This is a genomic window from Microbacterium meiriae (genome assembly GCF_025143875.1).
In the GTDB taxonomy this organism is placed as follows: Bacteria; Actinomycetota; Actinomycetes; order Actinomycetales; family Microbacteriaceae; genus Microbacterium; species Microbacterium meiriae.
On the sequence record NZ_JAMBDU010000007.1, the window covers coordinates 89,579 to 115,674 of the forward strand.

Here is a 26,096-nt window from a genome sequence, read left to right on the forward strand (position 1 = left end):
GTCTCATCCCTTCGTCCCGCTGAACGCGATGCCCTGGATGAACTGCCGCTGCAGGATCATGAACGTCACCAGCATGGGCAGGGTCGCCAGCAGGGCGCCGGCCATGAGCACCGGGTAATCGGTGCCGTGGATGCCGACGAGCTGCGAGAGTCCGACAGACAGCGGCATCTTCGCCGGGTCGGTCGTCACGATCAGCGGCCACAGCAGATCGTTCCAGGACCACAGCACGGTGAACACCACAAGTGCGATGATGCCAGGCTTCGCCAGTGGAACCATGATCCGCCAGAAGGTCTGCCACGGATTCGCCCCGTCGATCCGCGCCGCCTCCTCCAGCTCGGCCGGCATGGAGAGGAAGAACTGGCGCATCAGGAAGGTCCCGAAGGCGCTGAAGATGCCGGGCACGATGAGCGCCTGCAACGTGTTCAGCCAGCCGAGCGCCTGGATGATCTCGTACTGCGGCAGCAGGTAGAGCTGCGAGGGCACCATGAGCACCGAGAGGAACACGACGAACAGGGCGTTCCGGCCGGGGAAGGCGATGCGCGCGAACGCGTAGCCCGCCATGGTGCACAGGGCGACCTGCCCGACCGTGCGGCCGACGGTGAGGAGCACGGAGTTCAGGAACATCTGGCCGAACGGCATCGAGTCGAAGACCTCGGCGAAGTTCGTGAACACCCATTCGCGCGGGAGGAACGACGGCGGCACCTGCACCGAGTCGGACAGCGTCTTGAACGAGGTCAGCAGCTGCCAGACGAACGGGAACACCATGAGTGCGGCGCCGGCGATGAGCACGACGTGCACGATCCACAGTCCGCGGTTCCGGGGCGTGCCGGCCGTCCGCGATCGTGCGGGGGCGGCGCCGACGACCGCGCGGGTGTCGAGGGAGACGTCACTCATAGTGCACCCACTTCTTCTGCAGCCGGAACTGCACGATCGTCAGCACGAGGATGATCAGCAGCAGGAGGAAGGCGACGGCGGCGGCGTACCCGCGGTCGTTGTCGAGGAAACCCGCTTCGTAGAACAGGTAGACGACCGTGCGGGTGTTCGGCATCGCGGGGTTGCTGCGGCCGAGCATCATGTAGATGAGGTCGAACACCTGCAGAGCCCCGATCACGCTGATGACGCTGACGAAGAAGATCGACGGCGACAGCAGCGGGATCGTGATGGAGAAGAACTTCCGCACGGGGCCCGCCCCGTCGAGGTCGGCCGCCTCCATGATCGTGTCCGGGATGCCCTGGAGTCCGGCGAGGAAGATGACGATGTTGGTCCCCAGTCCCGCCCAGATGCCGACGACGGCGATCGCGATCAACGCGGTGTTCGGGTCGGTCAGCCAGCTCCGCCCGTCGATGCCGACCGCGCCGAGGGCGGCGTTCAGGACGCCGTAGTCGCCGTTGTAGATCATGCGCCAGACGAGGGCGATCGCCGCGGGCATGGTGACGACGGGGATGAAGTAGAGGGTGCGGTAGGCGCTGCGGCCCGTGAGGCCGGTGGTGTTCAGCAGCGCGGCGATCCCGACCGCGAGGGGGATGCCGATCAGCGCGATCACCGTGTAGACCGCGGTGTTGCGCAGAGCGCCGAGGAGCTCCGGGTCCTGGAACAGCCGCACGTAGTTCTCGAACCCGATCCACTCGGAGCCGCCGAACGGGCCGGACTTCGTGAAGGAGATGATGAGCGTGCGCACGGTCGGCCACAGGTAGAACACGGCCAGCCCCAGGGCGGTGGGCCCGAGGAAGACGAGGGCCCACCACGGCGAGGCACCGGGTGTCCGGCGCCGCCGCCGGACACCGGAGAACGGGGCCTCCGGTGCCCGCCCGGCGGCGGGGGCGACCGCGCGAGGCGCGAGGACGGTCATCCGGTCACTCCTGCTCGGCGTCCAGCGCGGTCTGCATCTGCGCGGCGAGATCCTGCAGGCCTTCCTTCGGGGAGACCGCTCCGGACCAGACCTGGGACAGCACCTCGCTCTCGATGCTCGTCCACGCGGAGGTGTTCTTCGACACCGGGTACGGGACGGCCGTCTCCAGCGCGTCGATGTAGACCTGCAGGTCGTACTGCGGGAGCGCATCCACCCAGGCCTGCTGCGTGCCGTTGAACGCCGGGATCACGGTGCCGGTCTCGGCCTGGATCTTCGCCGCCTGCTCGCCGCTCGCGAAGGCGGCGAAGTCCTTCGCCTCCTCCACGTGCGCGCTCTTGGCGTTCGCGACGTTCCCGACGCCGTGGATCACGCTCTGATTGCCCTCCGGGCCTGCGGGCAGCGGAGCCACGTCGACGCTGTCGCCGATGTCGGCGTTGTCCGCGTAGGCGATGGCGGCCCAGGAGCCGTTCTGGAACATGGCGACCTTGCCCGACAGGAAGAAGTCCTCCGGGTTCGTGTCCGTCATCTGCTGCGCCGTGGGCGAGGAGCCGTCAGCGATGAGGTCGGTCCACAGCTCGACGCCCTCGAGAGCCTCGGGCGAGCCGTAGCCGGTCTCAGTTCCGTCCGCGGAGATGACTTCGCCGCCGGCCTGTGCGATCGAGTTGTAGAAGTTCTCCTGGCCGTACTGGCTCGCGGCGACGCCGAACCGGCCGCTCGCGGGGTCGGTCAGCTTCGCGGCCGCGGTGGTGAAGTCGTCCCAGGTCCAGCCGGCGCTGGGGTACTCCACTCCGGCGGCGTCGAACAGCGTCTTGTTGTACCAGAGCGCGACGGTGTCGAAGTCCTTGGGGGCGCCGTAGAGCGCGTCGTCGTAGGTGTAGAGGTCGACGAGGCCCTGGGGGTAGTCGGAGGCGTCCACGTCGTCAAGCGGCGCGAGCTGGCCGTTCGAGGCGTAGAGCTGGAAGTTCGGCCCGTTCATCCAGAACACGTCGGCGGCCGACCCTCCCGTCACCGCGGTCTGGAGCTTGGTGAAGTACTCCTTGTAGGGCGTGACCTGGATCTCGATCGTGACGTTCGGGTGCTCCTCGGTATAGGCGGCGGCGATGTCCTCCATCGCGGGCTTCTGGTTCTCGTCCCAGATCGCGTAGCTGAGGGTGATGTCGCCGCCCGAGGACTCCCCGGTCGCGGAGGAGGAGCAGGCGGAGAGCGCCAGGACGGCGGCCGCGGAGGCGGCGAGAGCGCCCAGGGCGCGGCGGGAGGTGCGGGGCATCGAGGTCTCCTTTGACGGGTGCACGAGAAGGCGGTGCGCGATGTTAACCGTTTAGCGTTAAACGATTAGCAGTGAGAGTAGCGCGCCGCGTCCGTTCTTCGCAAGCACCGATCTAGAGCGCGGATCCCAGCGCCAGCCCCAGCCCCGCGGCGAGGAGACCGAGCAGGAGCATGCCGAGCGCGTCGAACGCCGCAGCGCCGCGTTCGCCGTCCCGCCACAGCGCGACCGCATCGAGCATCGCGGTGCTGAAGGTCGTGTAGCCCCCGAGCAGACCAGCGCCGAGCACGAACGCCGCCCCCGGCAGCGCCGTCGTCACGAGCCCCAGCGCGAAGGAGCCGGTGAGGTTGACGATGAGGATCCCCCACGGAAACCGTCGGCCGACGAACCGGGCGACACCGAGGTCGACGAGATAGCGCAGGACGGCGCCGACGCCCCCGGCGAGCGCCGCGGCGAGGAACAGCAGCGGACTCACGTCGCCCCTCCCCGGCGCGGGCGCCCCAGCCGGAGCCCCGCGGACGCCGCGAGGAGGCCGAGGGCGAGGCTGACCGCGGCATACGCGGCGGCGAGGAGCGGTGCCGACGCCCACAGGGCTAGCGTCCCGGTCATGAAGGCGCTGTAGGTCGTGAACCCCCCGAGGACCCCGGTGCCCAGGAGCAACCGCAGCTCCGCCGAGGCCGGGAGCCGCGCCGCCACGACGCCGATGAGCAGGGCGCCCAGCACGTTGGCCGGCAGCACCGCGAGGGGGAACCCGCCGAGGTCGGGGAGGAGGAGCCCGAGGCCCAGACGCGCCGCCGTCCCCAGCGTGCCGCCGAGCGCGACGAGCAGGACACGACGGAGACTCACGCTGGCCACTGTAGTCGCGCATGACAGTGCGGCCGTCCGATGTCAAGGCGTTGGGGTGGGGGCGGAGACAGGCGTTGACTGTCGGCATGAAGCCACTCTGGAAGGTCGACCAGGACGCACCCCACGGCACTCCCTTCGATCCCGGCGCGCAGCACGACGTGCTCATCGTGGGGGCGGGCCTCACGGGACTCTCGACCGCGGTGCTCCTGACCCGCGCCGGACTCGACGTCGTCGTCGTCGATGCAGGCGATGTGGCGGAGCTGTCGACGGGCGGCAACACCGGCAAGCTCTCCCTCCTCCAGGGGCAGCAGCTCGCCACGATCCGCACGCACCATCCGGCCGCGCTCGTCCAGGCGTACGTCGACGCGAACCGCGCCGGCATGGAGTGGCTCACCGGTTTCGCGGACAGCGCCGGCCTGAGCTACACCGAGCGGACCGACCACACCTACGCCCAGGGTCCTGAGGGGCTCGAATCGGTGCGGGCCCAGCACGCCGCCGCACGGGAGGCGGGACTGCCGACGCGTCTGCTCACCGCAGGCGAGCTGTCGACGCCGTTCCCCGTCGCGGGCGCGGTCGCATTGGATTCCCAGGTGACGATCGACCCGGTCGCCGTCGCCGACGCGCTCGCGAAGGAGTTCCTCGCGGGCGGCGGCACCCTGCACACCGGCGTCCGTGTGACGGGCACCCACGCCCTCCCGGAGCCTCGGGTGGAGACCACGGCCGGCCCGATGTTCGCCGAGCACATCGTCCTCGCGACGGGGACCCCGATCCTCGACCGGGGCCTGTACTTCTCCAAGGTCGCCGGGATGCGGTCGTACTGCGTCTCGTTCCGGGTCTCCAGCGGGGTGCCGGAGGGGACGTTCATCTCCGCCGACAGCCCCACGCGATCGATCCGCCCGGTCTCGGCTGCCGACGGTCCGGCGGACACGGCACAGCTCGTCGTCGGCGGCAACGGGCATCCGGTCGGCCGCTCGGACGGTGAGACCGCGGCGATCGACGATCTCGTCGCCTGGACGCGGCTGCACTTCCCGGACGCGGAGGAGACGCACCGCTGGTCCGCGCAGGACTACCAGTCGCACAACCTCATCCCCTTCGTCGGCGCTCTGCCGCGCGGCCTCGGTCGCATCCGCATCGCCACCGGGTACGCGAAGTGGGGGCTGTCGAACGCGCCCGCCGCGGCCCTGCGGCTCACCGAGGAGATCATCGGGACGAAGCGCAGCGAGCGTCCGTCCTGGATGCTGCGCCTCGGCACCCGTCTGACCGTCCCCGCCGACCTCGCGCGCGGCGCCGTCGAGGGAGCGAAGGTGGCCGCCGCGGCCACGAAGGGCTGGGTCGCGGCCGAGACCACGCCGGTCCCGGTGCCGCAACCCGCGGAGGGCGAGGGCGTGGTGGCGAACCGCGGCGGCCGCCCGGTCGCCATCTCCACCGTCGACGGCGTGACCCGTGCGGTCAGCGCGGTGTGCCCGCACCTCGGCGGCGTCCTCGACTGGAACGACGCCGAGTGCACATGGGACTGCCCGCTGCACGCGTCGCGGTTCGCCGCGGACGGCACCCGCATCGAGGGGCCTGCTCTGAAGGACCTCGAGCAGATGCCGCGGACGGTCGGCGGCTCGTGACTCAGGACCGGGTCGGCGGGGCGTCCCAACCCTGCTGCGGGGTGTCGCAGTCCTCACGGAACACGTACTGCGACACGAGCTTGCGCTGACTGCTGGACCAGTCGATCGCCGGGCGGCGCTGCTCCGGCGGCAGATAGCCGAGTCGGTACACGGCCATGAGCTCCAGGTCGTCGGGCACCCGCAGCAGCCGCACGATCTCGTCCCAGCGCCCCGGCACCTCCATCGGGAACGAGATGAACTGGATGCCCATGCCCAGCTCGACCGTGGTCAGCCAGACGTTCTCCATGGCCGCGCCCATGCTGAACACGGAGTAGAACGACGACAGCTGCCCCGGCCGGTACTCGCTGCGGTCGAGCATGACGCCGAGCAGGAGGGGCGACCCGGCCACGAGCTTGCGGTTCTCCGCGCCCAGCGTCTTCGGCACCCCGAACGTGTTCATCAGCGTCTGGCCGCGCTTCGTGAACACCTGCGACGTGAAGGGGCGCAGCGGCGCGGGGAGCTTGTCGAACAGCATGCCGCTGCGCTTCTCCTCCATCTCCTCCTGGCTGAAGCGGAAGTAGGGCTTGTACCGCTCGAAGAACGTGCCGTTCGACATCGCCTCGGTCATGCTCTCGCCGGAGATGCGCGCGATCTCGTCGATCGTGTCCCGGTTCTCGATCACGACGAAGCGCCACGGCTGACTGTTGAGCTGCGACGGTGCGCGACCTGCGGCTTCCAGGAGGATGCGCTGGTGCTCCTCGGAGACCGGGTCGGGGAGGAACGCTCCGTTCGTGGTCTTGCGGCGGCGGATGGCGTCGAGGAGTTCCATACGGTCACTTCCGGTCGGAGGGGAGGCGCGAGACCACGAGGCCCGCGAGGACGAAGGGCGCTGCCGTGAGGGCGACGAGGGGATGCCGGCGCGTGTGGGTCCCGGCGTAGGGGATCGCGGCCAGCGGGACGGCAGCGGGGAGGAGGGCCAGGGCGGCGCGGCGGCTGCGCGGCGTGCGGGTGGCCAGACCGACGACGACGGCGAGTCCGGTCGTCGCGCAGGTCAGGATGTAGAGCGCGTGGTGCACCCAGCGGAAACGACGCGTGTCGATGAGCCGAGCCGCGACCGCGGCCCCGAGGGCGCAGTTCGCCGCATAGGCCGTCGCCGCCGCCGCGAAGACTCCGGACGCGGGGCGGTCGTCGCGCTCGCGCTTCCGTCGCCCCGTCATGGCACGACCCTACGCCCTCCCCTCCTCCCCCGATCCACCCCCTTGCGTACGAGCGGCCCCCTTGAGTACGACCGCACCGGGGTGGGTCGCACGCAAAGGGGCCGCTCGACGGATCAGAGGGCGGCGTCCGCGTAGATGCGGAGCGCGTCGCGGACGAACTCCGCACCCTGCGTGCCGCCCGCGGACGTCGCGTAGTTCGCACCGAAGCGCGGGTCCGCGACGTACATCTCGCCGAGTCCGATGACGTACGCCTTGGCTGCGGCATCCGGCCCCTTCCGGAGGGCGGCGGCCGGAGTGCCGGGGATGCCCGTGAGCCAGGCGACGTGACGACGCGCGAGCTCCTGTGCCTCGGCGGACGCGGGATCGATGCCGCTCTCCGCCGCGGCGATCCAGTCGCGTCCGAGATCGGACACGCGCTGCTGCCAGTCGGCGCGCTCGGCGTCGCTCATCCCGCGCCACCAGCGGTCGCTGTCGGCGTAGGCCTTCGTCCCCCAGCGGTCCTCGACCTCCTGCTTGTACTGCGTGTGGTCGAAGCCGTCGAACATGTTCTCTGCCATGAGGTTCTCACCTCCTCTCAATGCCGTGATGGTGGATTCGACCGACGCGATCTGCCGCGCCAGCCGGGTCTGCTCCTCGCGCAGCAGCGCGAGGTGGGTCTCTAGGGCCGACGCCTCGGCCGCCGCCTGGTTCCCTGAGCCCGAACCCTGGGTCCCTGAGCCCGCACCCTGGGTCCCTGAGCCCGCACCCTGGGTCCCTGAGCCCGCACCCTGGGTCCCTGAGCCTGTCGAAGGGCCCAGCACCTCCGCGATCTGCGGCAACCCGAGCCCGAGCTCGCGCAGCAGGAGGATCCGCTGCAGTCGCACGAGTGCCGCCGCGTCATAGTGCCGGTAGCCGTTGGCCGCGATGCGCGACGGCGGCAGCAGGCCGATGTCGTCGTAGTGCCGCAGCGTCCGGCTCGTCGTGCCCGCCAGCCGCGCGATCTCCTGGATCGACCAGTCCCGCGATTCCATCCGCCCACCCCTTCCGTGTCAGGTCTCCTCCCACCGTAGAAGTTGCCGCTACGTCAAGGTCAACCCCGCCTCCGAATCGCTGGCTTGGCTCTATTTCCGGCGGAGATGGGGCCAATCAGGCGATTCAAAGGAGAGAGGGGGTGTCGGAATCGAGATATATCGTGTTATCGTGACGGCAACACGATATATCGTGAATCCCTCGACACAGGAGAAGCAGACATGACCGAGAAGTGGCTCATCGCCCCCGGCGAGGAACGCGTCATCGACATCGCCTCCGCGACCCGGCTCAAGGTGGGCCTCGTCGGCGGACAGGTCGACGTCATCGCCCACGACGAACCCGGCATCCGGATCGAGGTGCACGGCGTCACCACCAAGGACCTCCGGATCGAATCCCGCGACGGGGAGGTCGAGATCGACCACCCGCAGCTGGGCTGGGACAACTTCCTCGAGGTTTTCCGGAACTTCGGCTCCGGCGGCCCGCGCGCCGAGGTGAGCGTGGCCGTCCCGCGTTCCATCGCCCTGACCCTGGGCGTCGTGAGCGCCGGCGCCCTCGTGTCGGGGATCCGCAACGACACCCGGCTCAACACCGTGTCCGGCGACATCATCGTCGACACCCTCATCGGCGACCTCGGCGTGAACTCCGTCTCCGGCGACGTACAGGTGCGCAACCTCACCGGCTCGATCAACGCCAACAGCGTCTCCGGCGACGTGGCCGTCACCGGAGCGATCCGCAAGGCGACGGTCGACATCGTCTCCGGGTCGACGCTGGTGGACGCCGCAGGCGATGTCAACACGATCACCGTGAACTCGGTCTCCGGCGGCACGACCGTCCGGCTCGACGAGTCCCTCGCGGCGAACTACGTGATCCGCTCGCTCAGCGGTCGTCTCCTCATCGACGGCGTCGAGCGCAGCACCTCCGGCCCGAGCACCTACAACGGCACGTCCGGCGAGCTCGCCGGGCGCTTCGTGGACCTCCGCGCCAACTCCGTCTCCGGAGGGGTGACGGTCCTCCGCCGCGCTCCGCAGACGATCGAGAACGACCCGGAGTGGGAAGCATGAGTCCCGCGGTCTTCTCCCACGGCGATCTGCGCCTGTACCTGCTGTCGCTGCTCGCGGAGTCCCCGCAGCACGGCTACGGCATCATCCAGTCCCTCACGGACCGCACCGGCGGGACGTACACCCCGAGCGCCGGCACGATCTACCCGCGCCTCGCGAAGCTCGAGGAGGAGGGACTCGTCACCAAGACGGTCGACGGACGCACCACGATCTACGCGATCACCGAGGCCGGGCGCGCCGAGCTCGCCTCCCGCGAGAACGACCTCGCCGACATCGAGGCGGGCATCACCGACACCGTCCGCCTCATCGCCAACGAGGTGCGCCAGAGCGTGCAGGAGGCGATGAAGAGCCTCCGCGCCGATCTGGCGACGGCCACCAAGGATGACCGGGCGGCGGCGAAGTCGCGGCCCCGCACCGCGAGCGAGGATGCGCGGCTGACCAGCCGTGAGGAGCTGCACCGCGCCGACGCCGTCGTGAACGCCTTCCGCGCACGGGTCCGCACCGACCTGCGCACCCATGTCGCGAAGGGCGGCGTCCTCCCGGCGTCGGTGGTCACCGACCTCGAGAACGCGCTGGATCAGGCCGCCCGCACCGTGACGGTCGCGCTGAGCCAGCCGGACTCCTGAGCCTCCATCACACAGCACGAGGCCCCGCCGACATCCATCGGCGGGGCCTCGTCGCGTCCGGGTCACTCCGGCCAGATCTCCTTCTGCTCGTCCGGTACCGACTCCCCCAGGGGCACGACGAGCACCGGACGGTGCTGGCGATGAGCCAGCCGGGCGGCCACGGAGCCGGTGAAGAACTCCCGGATCGACTCGCCGATGCCGCGCTTGCGGGTGCCGACCACGATGAGCTGGGCGTCGAGCTTGTTGGCGAGCTGCTTGATGGCCAGGGCCGGGTCGCCGACGAGCTGTCGCGCCGTCCAGGTGACCCCCTTCCCGGCGAGGATCGTGGCAGCCGCGGCCTCGACGGCCTCGAACTCGGCGGCGCCCGCGTCGAAGTTGATGTCGATGGGGGCGGAGTGCACGTAGCCGTCCGGATCCTCGTAGGTGACGAAGCGCGTGATGTCGACGTGGGCGACCACGAGCGGAGCGTTCAGCAGCCGGGCGAACCGCACGGCCTCATCGAGAACGTGCGGGTCCTGGTCGAGCTGCATCCCGACGATGACAGCCTTCTGCAGAGCGGCGTTCTGCGTGGCCTCGTCGGACGGAGTGGAGGTGCTGTCGGTCATGGAGATCGCTCCCTTCGCCGGCCTGGCCGCGGCCAGGGTCTGTTCCCCGCGTGCTATCCTGAATGCTACTCTTACCGGCCTCGAGCCGGTGTCGTGAATGACTCGGGCGCCTGTCTGCCCGCAGCTTAACTCGTGAGGGGGTCTCAGGCATGGGCCGTGGCCGTCAGAAGGCGAAGCACACAAAGATCGCCCGCGAACTCAAGGCGTACAGTCCGTCGGTGAACTACTCGGCGCTGGAGCGCGAGCTCGCGCACTCGAGCGACTCCGACGAAGACGCCTACGTCGACAAGTGGGCCGACGAGTACGCGGACGAAGACGAAGACGAACTAGAGAAGGCCTAGCCCCTCGGTTCGAAACACCCGCACGGCTCGTGCGGGTGTTTCGTCGTTCCCGGGCGGCGATGCGACGCCCCGGTCGCTCGTCCCGACCGCGCGGCTTGCCGCCGGAACGAGGAGGCTCTCGCGATGTCAGCGCTCCCTCCAGGGCAGGTTAATCCGACGCAATTCCGCTGATCCGCGTCTTGTGAGCGCAAACATTTTCTGATTTGATGTGCATGTGATCGACGGCGCACCCTCGCCGCGTCCCGGCTTCGGGCGATCCGCAGGAACATGACCTCAAAGAGGAGAACAGCATGGCACCCACCTCACGCACCCCCCGCGTCGCCGCGGTCGTCGCCCTCGGCGCAGTGTCGGCGTTCGGACTCGCGGCCTGCGCCCCGGCCGCCTCCGGGGGCGGGGACGCCGGCGGAGAGCCCGTCACCATCGAGTACATGCACCGCCTCCCCGACGGCGAGGGCATGACCACGGTCGCCGAGATCGTCGACCGTTGGAACGAGGAGCACCCCGACATCCAGGTCAAGGCCACGAAGTTCGACGGCAAGGCCAGCGACATGATCCTCAAGCTCGAGACCGACATCAAGGCCGGGAACGGTCCGTGCCTCGCGCAGACCGGATACTCCGAGGTGCCGCAGCTCTACGTGAAGGGTCTGCTGGAGGACGTCGCCGCGGAGGCCGAGAAGTACGAGGACCACTACTCGGCCGGAGCGTTCAGCGGCATGCGGGTCGGCGACGCCATCGTGGGCCTCCCGCAGGACACCGGACCCCTCGTCTACTTCTACAACACCGCCGAGTTCGAGGCGCTCGGCCTCGACGCCCCGGCGACGCTCGACGACCTGACCGCCGCCTCCGCCACGGCCGCCGCCGCCGGCAAGTTCGTCACGGCGTTCACACCGGACGAGGCGCAGAACTGGCTCTCCGGACAGGCTGCCGCCGCCGGTGACACCTGGTTCTCCACGGAGGGCGAGGAGTGGAAGGTGGATGCCGAGGGTGCGGGCTCCGAGCGGGTCGCCGCCTTCTGGCAGGGCCTGCTCGACGGCAAGCAGACACTCGCGACCGAGCGCTGGGGTGAAGGGTTCACGGCGGCGCTGAACAACGGCAGCCTCATCGGCCACGTCGGCGCGGCCTGGGAGGCCGGCTTCCTCCTCGACTCCCTGGACGGCACTCCGGCCGAGGGGCAGTGGCGCGTCGCCCAGCTCCCCGACTTCGGCGCCGGGGCGATGAGCGGCCCCGACGGCGGGTCCGGCGTCTCGGTCATGAAGGGCTGCGAGAACCCCGCGGCCGCCATGGAGTTCAATGACTGGTTCAACACGCAGGTCGACGACCTCGCTTCCCAGGGCCTCGTCGTCGCCGCGAAGGGCGAGGTGGAGACCCCGGAGAAGATGCTGCGTCAGTTCGGCGGCCAGGACGTGCTGGCCGAACTCGGCACGGCCACCGAGAACCTCAACCCCGACTTCCCGTACGCCCCCGGATTCTCCACCCTGGCGAACATGAACGAGACGGCCGCCGCGGCTGCCGCCGGCACCGCCACGGTCGCGGACATCTTCACGACGGCGCAGGACACGGCCGTGGCGTCGCTGAAGGACCTCGGCCTCCCGGTCGCGGAATGACCGGACCGGACGGCATCATCGGATGAACGACGGCGGAGTGCACGGGCGATCGTGCACTCCGCCGTCGTCGTGAGAGCGAGAGGCACATCATGGCCACAGTGACCGAGACGAGGGCAGCGGCGCCGCTCCCTCCCGCGCGCCGTCCCGTCGCCCCGTCGACCCGTCGATCGCGGATCCGAAGAGAGGGGCTGACCGGGTGGCTGTTCATGGCGCCGTTCGCGCTGCTGTTCGCCGTCGTCTTCCTCATCCCCATCATCGTGTCGGTCCGGTCGGCGTTCTTCGCGCAGGTGCCCGCCGGCGGCGGCCTGTACGGCGGGGGCGAGCTCGTCGACACCTTCGTCGGCCTCGACAACTTCGCGGCGGCGGCGACCGACGGCGCCTTCTGGGCCGGCATGGGACGGGTCGTGCTCTACGCGGCGTTCCAGATCCCGGTGATGATCATCGCGGCCCTCGCCCTGGCCCTGCTGCTGGACTCGTTCATCGTGCGCCGCCCCGCCCTGTTCCGCCTCGCCTTCTTCCTCCCGTACGCGGTCCCCGGCATCATCGCGGCGATGATGTGGCTCTACCTCTACACGCCCGAGGTGTCGCCCTTCCTGCCGTATCTGCCGGAGGGGACCGACCTCATGTCGCCGCAGACGATCCTCTTCTCGATGGCGAACATGACGACGTGGACCTACACGGGCTACAACATGCTCATCTTCCTCAGCGCCCTGCAGGCCATCCCCCGCGACCTCTACGAGGCCGCCCGTCTGGACGGTGCGACGGGCTTCCAGATCGCGACCCGCATCAAGGTGCCGCTCGTGCGCGGTGCCGCGCTGCTGGCGGTGCTGCTGTCGATCATCGGCACGATCCAGCTGTTCAACGAGCCGGTCATCCTGGAGGCCGCGAACTCCTGGATGGGCAAGGACTTCACGCCGATGATGCTCACCTACAACACGATGATGGGCGAGCTGTCGCCGTCGGGCAGCGGTCCGGCGTCGGCGTACTCGCTGCTCATGGCCGGGATCGCGGGCGTGCTCGCGATCGTGTACGCACTGCTCCAGCGGCGGAAGGGCGACGCATGACCACGACACGACTCGTCACCGTGACCCCGCCGACGAAGCGGCGCTCTCGTAGGCCGCAGGCGGCGGACGCCCCTCCTCCTTCCATCGCCCCGGGACCCGCGGCCCGCACGTTCGGCATCATCGCCCTCGTCGTCGCGACGCTGTACTTCCTCGTGCCGGTGTTCTGGCTCGTGGTGGCCTCGACGAAGAACAACACCGACCTCACCTCGACGTTCGGATTCTGGTTCGCCGAGCCGAACCTCGCCGCCAACTACGACAGCCTCATGGGCTGGACCCAGGGGCTGTTCTGGCGCTGGGTCGGCAACTCCCTGTTCTACTCGCTCAGCGCCGGGATCATCGGCACGCTGTTCGCCGTGATGGCCGGCTACGCGATCGCCAAGTTCGCCTTCCCCGGGAAGAAGCTCGCGGTCGGCATCATCATGGCGGGACTTCTGCTGCCCGTCGCCCTGCTCACGGTGCCGCTGTACATCGAGTTCCAGGCGCTCGGCCTCACGAACACCGTGTGGGCGATCATCATCCCCTCGGCGGTCTCGCCGTTCGGCGTCTTCCTCGGCATGGTCTACGCGCAGTCGTCGGTGCCGACGGAGCTGCTGGAGGCCGCCCGCATCGACGGCGCCGGTGAGGCCCGGATCTTCTTCACGATCGTGCTGCGGCTGCTCGGCCCCGCGATGGTGACGATCTTCCTGTTCATCTTCGTGGCCACGTGGAACAACTTCCTCCTCCCGCTCATGATGATCTCCAGCCCCGACCTCAAGCCGGTCACCCTCGGCCTCTACGGCATGATGAGCTACTTCTCGCCCGACAAGGGCGCCGTCATGCTCGGGGCGCTGCTCGGTGTGATCCCGCTCATCGCCCTGTTCTTCACGCTGCAGAAGTACTGGCGCTCCGGTCTCGCCGCCGGCGCCGTCAAGGGCTAGGCACCTCGACCGCGCACAGACCGGAGGCCGCCCGCGCGAGCCTCCGGTCGTGCGTGAGGAGGGGGCAGCAGGAACTCGTCCTCCAGCCGCGCCTGCAGGACTCGGGTCGACGTTCCGGTGCAGACCAGGTCGACGACGACCGAGGCGTCGACGACGATCACCGCCCGGCGCGCCCCTCGTGCACGGCGGCGACGATGCTCTCCGGGTGAGCGCAGTCACCTGCGGCTGCCGCGCTCGTCGGCTCAGGAACTCCGACAGCGTCGGGCGGGCGGCGATGCGGGCGAGCTCCGCCGAGAGGTACCGCTGCAGCGACTGTCCTCGCTCCTGCGCTCGCGCGGTGAGCACGGAATGCACGCCGGGGTCGAGATCGCGGATGAGTATCTTCGGCATGTGCGGCTCCTTTCGTGGCTACCCCTCGAGTATCGGGGACCGGAGGCACGCTCTCCGGCCTCGGAACCGCAACCCGTGGAGAACCGGCAAACTCCCCGCCGCGTGCAGAAGAGGCCCGGGGCGAACCCCGGGCCTCTCGTGTGCAGCAGAGGGACTCAGCCGCGTCGCCGTCGCCAGAGCCCCGCACCGAGTGCGCTCAGGGCGAGCGCACCGACGGTGACCGCCAGCCACGTCATCCCCTCCGCACCCGTCGTGGCCAGCGCCCCGCCACCGGCCGTCGCCGCGACGGTGACCGCGAGATCCGCACGAGCGAGCTCGGCGCCCTCGGCGTCCGTCGCGACGAGCGCATGGGCACCCGCGGGTGTGGCCGCCGGGATGGTGACGGTCGCCGTTGCACTGCCGTCGGCGGCGATCGTCACCTCGCCCACCCTGACCGGTTCCGAGTGGAGCCAGAGCTGCACGACGGACTCGGGGTCGAAGCCGCGGAGGTGCACGCGGAGGGAGTCTCCGGCCGCCGCGGTGCCGACCGACGGGGTGAGGACCGGCACCTTCGCCGGCTTCGCCTTCTTGACCTTGAGGGCCGCACCGGCCACCTCCGCGCCGGAGGCGTCCTTGACGAGGAAGCGGTGCTTCCCGACCGTCGCATCCGCGGGGATGAGGACCCGGGTGGTCAGCGCACCGTGCGCATCGATCGTCGCGTCCGCGAGCCGCACGCCGTCCAGCCAGAACGAGACGGCGGCGTCGGGCGCGAAGCCCGAGAGCACGGCCTCGACCGTCTCCCCTGCCCGCACGGAATCCGCGCCGAGCGTCAACGCAGGATCGGTCTCCGGAGCGCAGACCCCGAGGTCGTCCTCGGGTCGCGCCTCCGGTGCGTGCCCGGCCTGCGGGGCGGTGGTGCCGTACACCGCCATCTCCGCCACGGCCGCGAACGGCGTGCCCGAGATCGACGAGGTCGCCGTCACCCGAACGTATCGCGCGGTCGTCGCCGCGAAGTCGACGTCCTGCCACTCCGCGACGTTCTTCCACTCCCCCGCGGCCACGTCGGTGAAGGTCTGCCCGTCGGTGGAGACCGCGACCTGGAAGCCCTTGATGGGGCCGTTCTGGTTCGCGCCGCGACGCAGATAGGAGATACCGTCGACCGTCTCCGCGGAACCGAGGTCGAACGTCAGCACGTGCGGATACGCGGCGGCGTCAGTGCTCCAGCGGCTGTGCCAGAACGTCCCGGCGTTGCCGTCGAGCATGTTCGCCGCCGTGCCGTCCTCACCCGCGGTCTCCTCGGAGCTCGCGGTCGCGGTGATCTGCGCGTTCGGGATGCGGGCGCGGGACGCGACAGCGGCCTCCTGCGCGGTCTGCACGGTCCGCACATCGCAGTCGACGAGGTAGGTGGCGGCGATGCCGATGCTCACCGGCGAGCCCGCGGCCGACGCCGGTGCCGTCAGCAGCCAGTCCGTCGTCACGCTCTCGCCGGGGGCGACCTTCGTGAACAGGTTCGAGGAGCCGTCCGCGACCTCGACGGTGTAGCCCTCCGGGAGGTCGAGCTGCACGCCGACGTTCTCCGCCAGGATGTCCTCGCTGTTGGTGAAGGTCGTGGTGAAGGGTGTCTGCGCCCCGGGGCTCAGGGTCACGGCCTCGCCGGCGACGGTGGCGCACGGGGTGCCTCCGTCCGTCGGGCCGAGGTCCGTCACCGTGAAGTCGTCGAGGACGAAGTCGACGTCCGGCCCGCCGACGCGCTCCAGACCGACCCAGGTGTAGTCGCCGCAACCCACGATCACGTCCTCGCGGAACGCGGTGGTCTCCAGCGCCTGCACGACAGGGGTGCGACGCAGGGTCGTCGAGGAGATCTCCCCGTCGATCACGGCGTCCGTACCGGTCAGCCAGCGGTACGCTCCGCTCGCTCCGGCCTGGTAGTCGAACCCGATGCGATAGGTGTGCCCGGCCTGCAGCGGGACGAGCGTGGGGTCGGTCCGGTAGACGACGCCGGAGTTCTCGGAGTGCGACATCAGCGAGTGCTCACCGGTGAGGGTGGAGTCCACCGCGAGGCCCGCGGTGGCTCCGGTGTCGAACGGCTTGGCCGTGTTGCGCCAGTCGCTGCTCGTGTACGGGTCGTGCCGACGCGAGATGCTCGTACGCGGGTCGTCGATGCCGTTGGCGTCACCCTTCACGAACGGACCCCACCCGGGCTGGTTGCCCTCGAAGTCGTTCGAGTACACGGTGCCCGCGGCGGTCGGCGCCGTCGTGTCCGCCATCACCCTGGCGTTGTCGACTCGCACCGCCGCGTCACCGGCGACCGCCGAGACCGAGACGGTCACTTCGCCGGAGGCCGGGGCGAGGAACGACACCGATCCGCGCTGGTAGTACTGCCCGGCCTTGGAGTCGGCGCGCATGTAGTTGTATGTCGGCGAGAGGTTCCAGGTGCGGCTGACGACGCCGGCGCCGGTGTCGACCGCGACGCTCACGTCGCGCGTGGCCGTCGGATCGATCTGCACCTGCGCGGAGAACGCGTAGCGCTTCCCGGGGGTGAGGCCGGTGACTGTCTGCGAGATCGCGGACGCGGATGAGCCCAACACCGCGATGTTATCGCCCCGTGAGGCGTTCTTCGCCGCGCCGAGGTCCGTGCGCTCGATGGTCACGTCGCCCCGCGGATTCCAGCCGTCCAGCGACCCCGAGTTGAACCCGGGATCGGTTAGGCCGGCGTCGCGGTACTCGATCGCCGCCCGCTGCGCCCCACCCTGGGGCACGACGACGTAAGCCGCCCCCTTCTCGCCGGAGAGCGTCAGCTTCCCGTCGACCGCGGTGACGGTGTCCACCTTCTCGCGCCCCTGGTCGCCGAGCGCGAACACGTCGAAGGTCGTGTTGCCGCGGAAGGCATCCGTGAGCCCGAAGGTCTTCTCACCGCCGGAGGCCGTGAAGAAGTACATCTTGTCCGCGTCGACGGGCGAACCCGACTCGGCGCTCGACTCCAGCGACTGCCACGGCAGCAGGTAGGAGTCGCCCCGCAGGACGGTCGCGCCGTCCATCGTGATGACGCGGGTACCACCGTCGATCCGGACCGTCACGTCGTCGGTGAAGGTCGCCTCGGCCCCCGCCGCGTACGTCTGCAGGTCGAAGTGCTGCAGGAACTTCGTCGGCAGGCTCTGCGACCAGATGTTGCCGATGAAGCCGTCCCAGTTGCGGTTGCCCACCCAGCCCTCGGCATCGACGAGACGCTGCTGGCCCAGCAGGGCGTCGTCGTTCCAGACGTCCGCCTGCGCGTTCTGGATGAACCGCACCATGGTGGAGTTGATGCCCTTGTTGTCCTTGCCGCCGTAGGCGAGGTCGTTCGGCCAGTGCGACCAGACCGTGCTGTCGACGAACTTGTCGCCCCACTCGGTCGCGACCTCGAGGTCCATGGCGTTCAGCTCGTCCGCGAGCTCCTCGGCCACCCAGCCGTTGGAGTAGTACACGTCGATGTAGACGCCGCTGAGCCCCGGCACCTCGTCCCGCAGCTGCTGGAAGCGGTCGAGCACGCGTCCGGTGCCGAGATCGGTCTGCTGATTGATGTAGTACGACTGATCGAGCCAGTTCCAGCCCGGCTTGTACGGCGGTGTGCCGTCGAGGATCGCCGCGTCGAACGCGTCCGCCTGCGGGTAGATCTCCGTGGCGTTGACGTGCACGCTCATGTCGGCGTTGAGCTTCGCCCCCTCGTCGACGAGGCGGTTGAGGTCGGCGAGGCCGCCGGCACGCTCGTTGTAGTTCCCGCCGTAGTCGGTGTTCGCGGAATCGTGTCCCTCGCTGCCGAAGCCCTTGTTGAGCACCCACTGGCCGAGGCCGTCGGTCTGGTTCGCGATGCGCTTGGTGTTATCGAGCACGAGGTCGAAGTAGTTCGTGGCGCTGGAGGCGAAGTTGAACGGGATGCGGCTGACCACGCGGTCGGCCACCCGGTCGGCACCGAGGCGCGGGGCGTCGACCTCGCGGTAGCGGATCGCGGCGTCCTGCCAGTCCACGGTCTCGTCGCCGTTGCGGTCGGCGGTGAGGAGCACCGTGACCTTCGGCAAGGCATAGGTCGTCACCCGGCTGTCGACGGCGGTGGTCGGATGGATGAGCCAGGTGTTCGAGCCGATCTCGGCAGTCCGGCCGTCGGCCGCGGTCACCCGCGTCGTGAGCCGGGTGTTCCACGAGGCGGTGCCCCCGGAGGCCTGCGTCGTCGCGTTCGTGATCACGCTGCCGGCGAGGGTCCCGTCGCCGAGGAAGGCGAAGGCCGCGCCCTTCGTCCCGGTGGCGGTCGCGGGCCCCACAGCGATGTGCTCATCGGCGTTCGTCGTGCTGTTCGGGCTGATCACGGTGCGGTCGAGGACGGCGCCGTCCGCGGCCGTCGCGGAGAGGAAGGCGTTGTCGGGGAGCGCCAGGGTGTTCACCGCAGCGGAGCCGTCGACTCCGGTCACGGCGAACTCGACCGTGCCATTCGCCGCGACGCGGATGCTGCTGCGCACCGTGACGTCGATGCCGGTCAGGGCCGAGACGTAGTCGACGCCGGTCGCCGTCGCCGTGGACGTGGTGGTCGACGCATAGGCGGTGCCGTTGACCGCCCAGGTGCGCGGGGAGCCCTTCTGGCCGCCGAGGCGCTCATCGCCCACGCGGTAGCCGAGGATCTGCGGGAACGCGGAGGAGACGGTGGCCGTGGTGCCGCCCGCGGCGATCTCGACGGTGTCCCCGGGCTCCGGCTGCTCCGGCGTCTCCGGCTCGGTCACGATCGGTGGGAGCTCCTCGTCGGAGAGCACCTGGATCTCGCCGGCGCCGCCGCCTGTGGTGCCCTGCGCGTCGATGATGAGGAGGGCGACGTACCGGCCGTCCTTCGCGGTCTCCAGCGTGATGCGCTGCTTCTCGTCGTTCGCGGTGGGCGCGTGCAGCGTCGCGGCCGCGGCGGCGGCGCCCCATCCCCCGTCGGCGGGCGAGGTGCGCGCGGCGTCGGCGTCATCCGTGACGTACACCTCGACGGTCTTCGCCGCGACGCTCTGCCCGCGCTTGACCGAATAGTCCAGCGCCTTCACCGAGAGGGGCCGCTGCAGATCGAGGGCGATCCAGTGCGGGAAGGGGGCATTGGCCGAGTACCGCGACGTCCACTGGGTCGAGTAGTCGCCGTCGAAGGCGCCGAGAGCCGTGCCGTCGAGCGAAGGCGGCGCCGGATACGGATCGGCTTCGCTGGACACCGCGTGCAGCCGGTAGTCCGCGTGCGGGACGGGGACGAGATCGGCGGCCTGCGCCGCGGTCGCAGGGAGGAGCGCTCCGCCGAGCGCGAGAGCCGTCGCCAGCAGGGAACTGACGGCGACGGCGGTGCGCGGCGGTCGGGAAGGTGTCGACACGTCTTGCCTCTCGAACGGTGCGACGGCCGGAGGAAGGGACGCCCCGGTGCGCCGCAGATGGATCATCGATCGGAACCGATGTTTGCGCTATCACCGTAGAGCGAGCTTGTGGCTTAAGACAAGAGGCGAACGTCAAGTATGCGCAAACATTGGCCGAAGGTCACCACCCGAGGCCCGAGTGCGGCTCAGGAGCCGATGAACTCCTCGGTCTCCCCGAGGGACGGCGCCTCCCGGATCTCCACGGTCGCACCGAGGCCGTCGGTGTCGAGCACCACGATCTCGTTGCGCCCGGTACGCCACAACGGCGCGGGGGCGTAGAGCGTCTCCTGCGGGCCCACGCTCCAGTAGCGTCCGAGCAGGAATCCGTTCAGCCACACCAGTCCCTTGCCGCCACCGGGGAAGGCGAGCCACGCGTCCAGGGGTTCGGCGACGTCCAGCGCGGCGACGGCGAGGCCGTCCACCCCGCCCACGGCAGCGGCGTCCACCGCCGGTGCCGTCTGCGGCAGGAGGCGATGCGTCCAGCCGTTCACGAGACGGCGGCCGATCATCACGCCGCGCATGATGCCCTTGCCCTCCCCGGTGTACGGCCCGTAGTTGATGCGCCCGAGGCTCTCGACGACGAGCGCCAGCCGACCGGAGCCGCCGTCCACCGGGAGAGCGAGGGACGTCTCGCCGTCCCGCTCGAGCACACCGAGGCGGCGGTCGTCGAGGAAGACGACCGCACGATCGTGCAGGCCGTCGACGGTCAGTGTCGCCTCGTCCGGGAACGACACGTCGGCCTCGTAGGCCACGAGGCCGTCCTCCGCTCCGAGCTGCTCGAAGGTCAGCGGGCGCGGCGAGAGCCCGCCCGCGGCAGGGGTCGCCCGGACCACGTCGAGCAGGCTCGCTCGCCGCTCCAGAGGCGCGGAGGTCGCGGACTGCCGCCGCGGCTGGTCGGGCACGGGCGGCAGTCCGTCGGCGTGGAAGGGGGCGAAGAGCGCGCGAAGCGCATGGAACTTCTCCCCGAGCGTGCCGTCCTCGCCGATCGGGGCATCGGAGTCGTAGCTGGTCACCGTGGGCTGCAGCACGAGGTCGTGGTTCGCACCGTTCCACAGGCCGAAGTTGGTGCCCCCGTGCGCCATGTAGAGGCTGACCGAGCCGCCCTCGTCGAGGAGCTCCCGGATCGTCCCGCCCATGCTCTCCGCCGAACGCACGTGGTGCCGCTCGCCCCAGTGGTCGAACCAGCCGCCCCAGAGCTCGCTGCACATGAGCGCCTCCCCGTGCCGACGCAGGGAGGCCGCCACCGGCACCCCGGTGCCGAATGTGAACGTCGTCATCGCACCCGGCACGCTCCCGTGCGCGATCATGTCCGGAGTGATCCCGTCGGCCGTCGTCAGCATCTCCACCATGCCCCGTCGCCGGAGCCCGTCACGCAGGTGGGCGAGGTAGGCGGCATCGCTGCCGAACGATCCGTACTCGTTCTCGATCTGGATCGCCACGATCGGCCCGCCGTAGGCCGCCTGCAGAGGGGCGAGCCGCGGGAGCAGCGCGTCGTACCAGGCGTCGACGGCGGCGAGGAACGCGGGATCGCTCGTCCGCAGCGCCGAGACCCTGCCGGTGAGCCAGAAGGGCAGCCCGCCGTTGGACCACTCCGCGCAGATGTAGGGGCTCGGTCGGAGGAAGACGTCGAGGCCGACCTCGCCGGCCAGCCGCACGAAGCGCTCGACGTCGCGCCAGCCGTCGAAGCGGATGTCCCCCTCGACCCGCTCGTGGAAGTTCCAGGCGACGTAGGTGTCGACCGTGTTCGCGCCCATCGCGGCGAGCCGGCGCAGGCGGTCCTCCCACTGGTCGGGGTGGACGCGGAAGTAGTGGATCGAGCCCGACAGGATGCGGTGGGGCACACCGTCGCGGAGGATCTCCCCCTCGCGCCAGGACAGGGCAGGAGCGCCGGAGGCAGCGGCGTCTGCCGGCGCGGCGACGGCGGTGGTCGAGCCGTCGGAAGCCGCGGCGAGAAGGTCGGACATTGCACTCCCAGCTGAATTGTTTGCGTTCACATTATCGCATCGCCGAGGTCCGTGCTCCCTGGTTTTCCGCCGATGGATCGCTACCATTGGGGCATGTCCCCTCGCCGCCCGAAAGACGACCGCGCCCCCAGCCAGGTCGACGTCGCCCGCCTCGCCGGCGTCTCCACGCAGACCGTCTCGCGCGTCATGTCCGGGCAGGACAACGTCCGCCCCGACACCGCGCGACGGGTGCTGGCCGCCGTCGAGGAACTCGGTTACCGGGTGCACGCCGCAGCCGCGTCGCTCGCATCGGGACGCACGCGCGTGCTCGGCGTGATCGTCGTCTCGACGGACCGCTACTCCTCCGCCGCGCTCGGCGTCGGCATCCAACAGGCCGCGGCGGCGAACGGCTACACCGTGACCACCGCCGCGGTGGCAGACCACGCCTCGGACGACGCCTTCCTCGAGGCCTTCGACCGCCTGGAGCGGCAGGGTGCGGAGGGCATCATCCTCGGCGTACCCATCGCCCTGGACACACCGGCGATGCGGGCGCGCACCGAACGAACGCCCGCCACCCGCAGCGAGCGCACCTCCCTGGAGGAGGACGCCCCGCTCGCGGTCGACCAGCGCGCGATCGCCCGGCTCGCCGTGGAGCACCTCCTCGACCTCGGCCACGAGACCGTGTGGCACGTCTCGGGCGACGACTACTGGACGGAGACGCAGCAGCGCAGCGAGGCCTGGGAGCAGACGCTCCGCGAGCGCGGCATCGTCCCGCCGCCGGTGATCCCGGCGGACTGGACCCCGGAGTCCGGGTACCGGGCCGGGCGCACCATCGCCGCGATCCCTGAGGCGACCGCGGTCTTCGTCAGCAGCGACGAGATGGCGTTCGGCCTCATCCGCGCCCTGCACGAGGCCGGGCGCAGCGTGCCGGAGGACATCTCCGTCGTGAGCGTCGACGACATCGCCCTCGCCGCCTACGCCTCCCCCGCCCTGACCACCGTCCGTCAGCCGTTCGAGGCCATGGGCCGCGCCGCCGCGCTGCGGCTCATCACCCAGATCGAGGGCCACGACCCGGTCGGCGAGATGCCCTCCACCGACCCGCAGCTCATCGTGCGCTCCTCGACCGCCCCACCTCGCGTCACGACGCCAGAAAGCTCAAAGCCCCTGCGACAACGATGAACATCGGTGCCGCAGTACCTGCCAGTCGGTCGGCACGTGTCCGCGGCCGAGCGATCAGCGTCACCAACAGCACGCCGAGCCATGCACTCCACAAGACCGAGAGCCCCACGACGACGACGACCTCGTTTGTCGGTTTTGCCGGTCCGAGATAGTAGTACGTTGCGAACGCGATGTAAGCCAGTGCGAGCACGAGCATCGCCCATCTCCGCACCCTCGATGGCGCGACTCCCACATCTTCACGCGTTGAGAGAACCGATTGCGTCATGAGTCCTCCGTCGTCACTAACGACTGACATTTCACATGTCACCATACAGCGCAGAGGAACGCCAGGCTGCCCGCTTTTCGGAGGACAGCGCATCCGATCGTACTGGCGCAGCCGCGCCGCTCCGACGAGCGCTCTGACCGGGATCGTCACCAGCGGCCGTGGCGGCGCTCCCACTCGTCCTCGATCGTGCGGCGGCGACCCGCGATGATCCCCGCCGGCACCGAGACGACCAGCACCCCCGCCACCACGAGAAGCGGCATCTGCCACCCGCCGCTGGTGTCGTGGAGAAGGCCGACCAGGAGCGGGAACACCGCCGCGATCGCGTAGCCGATGCTCTGCACGAAGCCGCTGAGGGCGACGGCGCTCTCCGGCGTACGGGCGCGGATGCTCAGGAGCACGAGGCTCAGCGGGAACATGATCGCGGTGAGCCCGAAGATCGCGACCCACAGCGGCAGCGCGACGGTCGGGAAGAGCAGCAGGCCGGCGAGCCCGACAAGGCCGGCGACCACGGCAACGAAGAAGAGCGGGCGGGTCGCCTGGAACCGCACGACCAGCACCGGCACGAGCATGGAGCACGGCAGGCCGACCAGCGCGAAGAGCGAGAGCAGGAAGCCGGCCGTCGCCGGGGTCACGCCGCCGAGGTCGACGAGGATGGTCGGCAGCCAGGCGAAGGCGACGTAGGCCATGGTCGACGACGTGCCGAACACGAGGGCGAGGGCCCACGCCAGCGGCAGTCGCCAGAGCCGGCCGAAGACGCGGGGGCTCGCCGACTGGGTCGTGATCGGCCCCGTCGAGGCGGCGACCGCGTCGCGCACATCGTCCACGCCGTCGGTGGGGTCGGGGACCAGGAGCTCCGTCGGCACCGGGCGGTCGTCGCCGCGGGAGCGCACCAGGAGCGTGACCCACGGCACGAGGGCGAGTGCGGCCACCACGCCCCACATGCCCAGCGAGATCCGCCACCCGAGCGAGTCGGCGACGGGGACGGCGACCAGCGGCGGCAGGAAGGTCGAGACCGCGAGCGTCGTGGAGTACGCCGTCATCATGACGCCGAGCCGGTCGGCGAAGTACTTCTTGACCAGCGGCGGCAGCAGGACGTTGCCCGACCCCACGCCGGCGAACACGACCGCGGTCGCCGCGAGCAGACTCCAGGAGTCGGGGGCGAGGCCGCGCAGCAGCATGCCCGCCGCCATCAGCACGATCGCCGCGACCGCCATCCGCTCCAGCCCGAACCGGCGCTCGAACAGCGGGGTCAGCAGCCCGAACAGCGCGAAGCACACGGGCGGAGCGGCGCCGATCAACCCCACGATCACGGGGGCCACCGGGAAGTCCTCGGCGACGTGGTCCAGGACCGGAGAGAGCGAGGCGACGGCCGACCGCAGCGAGAACGCGACCAGCACGATCCCGATCAACGCGAGGGTGCGCCCCTGCCAGAGGGGTCGGCCCTGCGGCGAGCTCAGGGACCCGGACATCAAGAGGTCTGCGACCCCTCCACCCAGGCGAGGTACTCGTCGGTGACGGTGCCGGTGACGTAGCGGCCGTCGAAGCAGCTCATGTCGAGGTCCTCCAGCGCGGAGCCCTCGGTGATCGCGGCCTTCAGGTCGTCGACCTCCTGGTACACGAGGTGGTCGCAGCCCAGCTCCTCCGCGATCTCCGGGATCGTGCGGCCATGGGCGATGAGCTCGTGCCGCGACGGCATGTTGATGCCGTACACGTGCGGGTGCCGGACCGGCGGGGCGGCGGAGGCGAACGTCACCGAGGCGGCTCCGGCATCCCGGGCCATCTGGATGATCTCCTTCGAGGTGGTACCGCGCACGATGGAGTCGTCGATCAGGAGTACGTTCTTGCCCTGGAACTCCGTCGACATGGCGTTGAGCTTCTGGCGGACGCTCTTCTTGCGCACCGCCTGCCCCGGCATGATGAAGGTGCGGCCGACGTAGCGGTTCTTGTAGAAGCCCTCGCGGTACTCGATGCCGAGCTTGCGGGCGACCTCCATGGCCGCGGGACGGGACGAGTCGGGGATCGGCATGACCACGTCGATCTTGTCCATCGGCACGTGCTTCGCGATCGTGTCGGCGAGCTTGTCGCCCATCCGCAGGCGCGACTCGTACACCGAGATGCCGTTCATGACCGAGTCCGGACGGGCGAGGTAGACGTACTCGAACGCACAGGGTGCGAGCGTCGCGGCGGTGGCGCACTGCTGGGAGAACAGCTCGCCGTCGTTCGTGATGAAGACGGCCTCTCCGGGCTCGACCTCGCGCACGACCTCGTAGTCGCCGTTCTCGAGCACGAGCGACTCGCTCGCCACGACCCACTCGTCCTTGCCCTCCGCGCCGACGACGGTCGAAGGACGACGCCCCAGGATCAGCGGACGGATGCCGAACGGATCCCGGAACGCGAGCAGGCCGTAGTTGGCGATCACGGCGATCACGGCGTACGCGCCCTCGATGCGGTCATGCGTGCGGGCGACGGCCTCGAAGATCCGGTCGGGGTCGAGGTCGACCGTGGAGGTCGTGGCCTGCAGCTCACCGGCGAGCACGTTGAGCAGCAGCTCGGTGTCGCTCGACGAGTTCAGGTGCCGACGGTCGCGCTGTGCCATGTCGGCGGCGAGTTCGCGCGTGTTCGTGAGGTTGCCGTTGTGGATGAGGATGATGCCGTAGGGCGCGTTCACGTAGAACGGCTGCATCTCCTCTTCGCTGGACGCGGTGCCCTTGGTGGCGTAGCGGACGTGGCCGAGGCCGACGTTGCCCAGCAGCCCGCGCATGTCACGGGTGCGGAACGCCTCGCGCACCATCCCCTGAGCCTTGGCGTTGTGCATGACGCCGTTCGCCTCGGCGGTCGCGATGCCCGTCGCGTCCTGCCCGCGATGCTGCAGCAGCAGGAGGGCGTCGTAGATGTCCTGATTGACCGGGGCAGAGCCCACCATTCCGACGATGCCGCACATGGGCTC

22 protein-coding genes are annotated in these 26,096 nt (G+C 70.0%); 8 read left to right on the plus strand and 14 right to left on the minus strand.

The window, feature by feature from the left end; genetic code table 11:
• Positions 1 to 3: 3 nt before the first annotated feature.
• The 5 genes from M4D53_RS06565 to M4D53_RS06585 all read right to left on the minus strand — a co-directional run bounded on the left by M4D53_RS06565 (position 4) and on the right by M4D53_RS06585 (position 3,959).
• Positions 4 to 894 carry a carbohydrate ABC transporter permease gene (locus M4D53_RS06565; RefSeq protein WP_259952855.1) on the minus strand — a complete coding sequence of 297 codons (891 nt, stop codon included), beginning with the start codon at positions 892 to 894 and terminating at the stop codon, positions 4 to 6.
• Complete coding sequence (locus tag M4D53_RS06570; RefSeq protein WP_259952857.1) at positions 887 to 1,849, minus strand: carbohydrate ABC transporter permease; 963 nt, start codon at positions 1,847 to 1,849, stop codon at positions 887 to 889. Before M4D53_RS06570 ends, M4D53_RS06565 begins: the two co-directional genes overlap by 8 nt.
• Positions 1,850 to 1,853: 4 nt before the next feature.
• Entirely contained in the window at positions 1,854 to 3,116 is a 1,263-nt protein-coding gene (locus M4D53_RS06575; protein WP_259952860.1) for an ABC transporter substrate-binding protein, read from the minus strand.
• 112 nt (positions 3,117 to 3,228) lie between these two features.
• Positions 3,229 to 3,588, minus strand: coding sequence for a fluoride efflux transporter FluC (locus M4D53_RS06580; RefSeq protein WP_259952863.1), 360 nt, complete (start codon positions 3,586 to 3,588; stop codon positions 3,229 to 3,231).
• On the minus strand, positions 3,585 to 3,959 hold the full coding sequence (locus tag M4D53_RS06585) for a CrcB family protein (protein WP_259952864.1): 375 nt from the start codon (positions 3,957 to 3,959) through the stop codon (positions 3,585 to 3,587). Before M4D53_RS06585 ends, M4D53_RS06580 begins: the two co-directional genes overlap by 4 nt.
• A gap of 86 nt (positions 3,960 to 4,045) precedes the next feature.
• Here M4D53_RS06585 and M4D53_RS06590 point away from each other — a divergent pair, with 86 nt between their 5' ends.
• Complete coding sequence (locus M4D53_RS06590; RefSeq protein WP_259952865.1) at positions 4,046 to 5,575, plus strand: FAD-dependent oxidoreductase; 1,530 nt, start codon at positions 4,046 to 4,048, stop codon at positions 5,573 to 5,575.
• A 1-nt stretch (position 5,576) separates the two neighbouring features.
• Here M4D53_RS06590 and M4D53_RS06595 read toward each other — a convergent pair whose 3' ends face one another.
• The 3 genes from M4D53_RS06595 to M4D53_RS06605 all read right to left on the minus strand — a co-directional run bounded on the left by M4D53_RS06595 (position 5,577) and on the right by M4D53_RS06605 (position 7,781).
• Positions 5,577 to 6,383, minus strand: a complete 807-nt coding sequence (locus M4D53_RS06595; protein ID WP_259952866.1) for a nitroreductase family protein — start codon at positions 6,381 to 6,383, stop codon at positions 5,577 to 5,579.
• Positions 6,384 to 6,387: 4 nt separating this feature from the next.
• A complete protein-coding gene (locus M4D53_RS06600; protein WP_259952868.1) occupies positions 6,388 to 6,771 on the minus strand; it encodes a hypothetical protein in 384 nt (127 codons plus the stop codon).
• A gap of 113 nt (positions 6,772 to 6,884) precedes the next feature.
• Positions 6,885 to 7,781, minus strand: coding sequence for a MerR family transcriptional regulator (locus M4D53_RS06605; RefSeq protein ID WP_259952870.1), 897 nt, complete (start codon positions 7,779 to 7,781; stop codon positions 6,885 to 6,887).
• A gap of 219 nt (positions 7,782 to 8,000) precedes the next feature.
• Here M4D53_RS06605 and M4D53_RS06610 point away from each other — a divergent pair, with 219 nt between their 5' ends.
• Complete coding sequence (locus tag M4D53_RS06610) at positions 8,001 to 8,840, plus strand: DUF4097 family beta strand repeat-containing protein (protein WP_259952873.1); 840 nt, start codon at positions 8,001 to 8,003, stop codon at positions 8,838 to 8,840.
• Positions 8,837 to 9,463, plus strand: coding sequence for a PadR family transcriptional regulator (locus M4D53_RS06615; RefSeq protein WP_187663110.1), 627 nt, complete (start codon positions 8,837 to 8,839; stop codon positions 9,461 to 9,463). The genes M4D53_RS06610 and M4D53_RS06615 overlap by 4 nt, the downstream gene beginning before the upstream one ends.
• A 62-nt stretch (positions 9,464 to 9,525) precedes the next feature.
• On the opposite strand, the gene M4D53_RS06620 is transcribed toward M4D53_RS06615, so the two are convergent.
• Positions 9,526 to 10,068 (minus strand): universal stress protein, encoded by a 543-nt coding sequence (locus tag M4D53_RS06620; RefSeq protein ID WP_187663109.1) that lies wholly within the window; start codon positions 10,066 to 10,068, stop codon positions 9,526 to 9,528.
• A 149-nt stretch (positions 10,069 to 10,217) separates the two neighbouring features.
• On the opposite strand from M4D53_RS06620, the gene M4D53_RS06625 reads away from it, so the two are divergent.
• The 4 genes from M4D53_RS06625 to M4D53_RS06640 all read left to right on the plus strand — a co-directional run bounded on the left by M4D53_RS06625 (position 10,218) and on the right by M4D53_RS06640 (position 13,994).
• Entirely contained in the window at positions 10,218 to 10,409 is a 192-nt protein-coding gene (locus M4D53_RS06625) for a DUF3073 domain-containing protein (protein WP_025104705.1), read from the plus strand.
• A 290-nt stretch (positions 10,410 to 10,699) separates the two neighbouring features.
• Positions 10,700 to 12,013 carry an ABC transporter substrate-binding protein gene (locus M4D53_RS06630; protein ID WP_259952877.1) on the plus strand — a complete coding sequence of 438 codons (1,314 nt, stop codon included), beginning with the start codon at positions 10,700 to 10,702 and terminating at the stop codon, positions 12,011 to 12,013.
• Between the two features lie 89 nt (positions 12,014 to 12,102).
• Positions 12,103 to 13,077, plus strand: coding sequence for a carbohydrate ABC transporter permease (locus M4D53_RS06635; RefSeq protein ID WP_259952879.1), 975 nt, complete (start codon positions 12,103 to 12,105; stop codon positions 13,075 to 13,077).
• Positions 13,074 to 13,994 (plus strand): carbohydrate ABC transporter permease, encoded by a 921-nt coding sequence (locus tag M4D53_RS06640; protein WP_187663106.1) that lies wholly within the window; start codon positions 13,074 to 13,076, stop codon positions 13,992 to 13,994. Before M4D53_RS06635 ends, M4D53_RS06640 begins: the two co-directional genes overlap by 4 nt.
• Positions 13,995 to 14,539: 545 nt before the next feature.
• Here the strand turns inward: M4D53_RS06640 and M4D53_RS06645 are convergent.
• Together M4D53_RS06645 and M4D53_RS06650 are read right to left on the minus strand one after the other, a co-directional pair.
• On the minus strand, positions 14,540 to 19,723 hold the full coding sequence (locus M4D53_RS06645) for an endo-alpha-N-acetylgalactosaminidase family protein (protein ID WP_259952880.1): 5,184 nt from the start codon (positions 19,721 to 19,723) through the stop codon (positions 14,540 to 14,542).
• A 185-nt stretch (positions 19,724 to 19,908) separates the two neighbouring features.
• Positions 19,909 to 21,726, minus strand: coding sequence for a glycoside hydrolase family 35 protein (locus M4D53_RS06650; protein ID WP_259952882.1), 1,818 nt, complete (start codon positions 21,724 to 21,726; stop codon positions 19,909 to 19,911).
• A 93-nt stretch (positions 21,727 to 21,819) separates the two neighbouring features.
• Between M4D53_RS06650 and M4D53_RS06655 the strand changes: the two genes are divergently transcribed.
• Entirely contained in the window at positions 21,820 to 22,884 is a 1,065-nt protein-coding gene (locus M4D53_RS06655; RefSeq protein ID WP_187663103.1) for a LacI family DNA-binding transcriptional regulator, read from the plus strand.
• Here the strand turns inward: M4D53_RS06655 and M4D53_RS06660 are convergent.
• From M4D53_RS06660 to purF, 3 genes are all read right to left on the minus strand, one after another.
• The gene (locus M4D53_RS06660) at positions 22,844 to 23,080 is read right to left on the minus strand and encodes a hypothetical protein (RefSeq protein ID WP_259952890.1); all 237 of its coding nucleotides are present in this window, start codon (positions 23,078 to 23,080) and stop codon (positions 22,844 to 22,846) included. The genes M4D53_RS06655 and M4D53_RS06660 overlap by 41 nt on opposite strands.
• A gap of 215 nt (positions 23,081 to 23,295) precedes the next feature.
• Positions 23,296 to 24,618, minus strand: a complete 1,323-nt coding sequence (locus M4D53_RS06665; protein WP_259952891.1) for an MFS transporter — start codon at positions 24,616 to 24,618, stop codon at positions 23,296 to 23,298.
• Entirely contained in the window at positions 24,618 to 26,090 is a 1,473-nt protein-coding gene (gene purF / locus M4D53_RS06670; RefSeq protein ID WP_259952892.1) for an amidophosphoribosyltransferase, read from the minus strand. Before purF ends, M4D53_RS06665 begins: the two co-directional genes overlap by 1 nt.
• Positions 26,091 to 26,096: the final 6 nt, after the last annotated feature.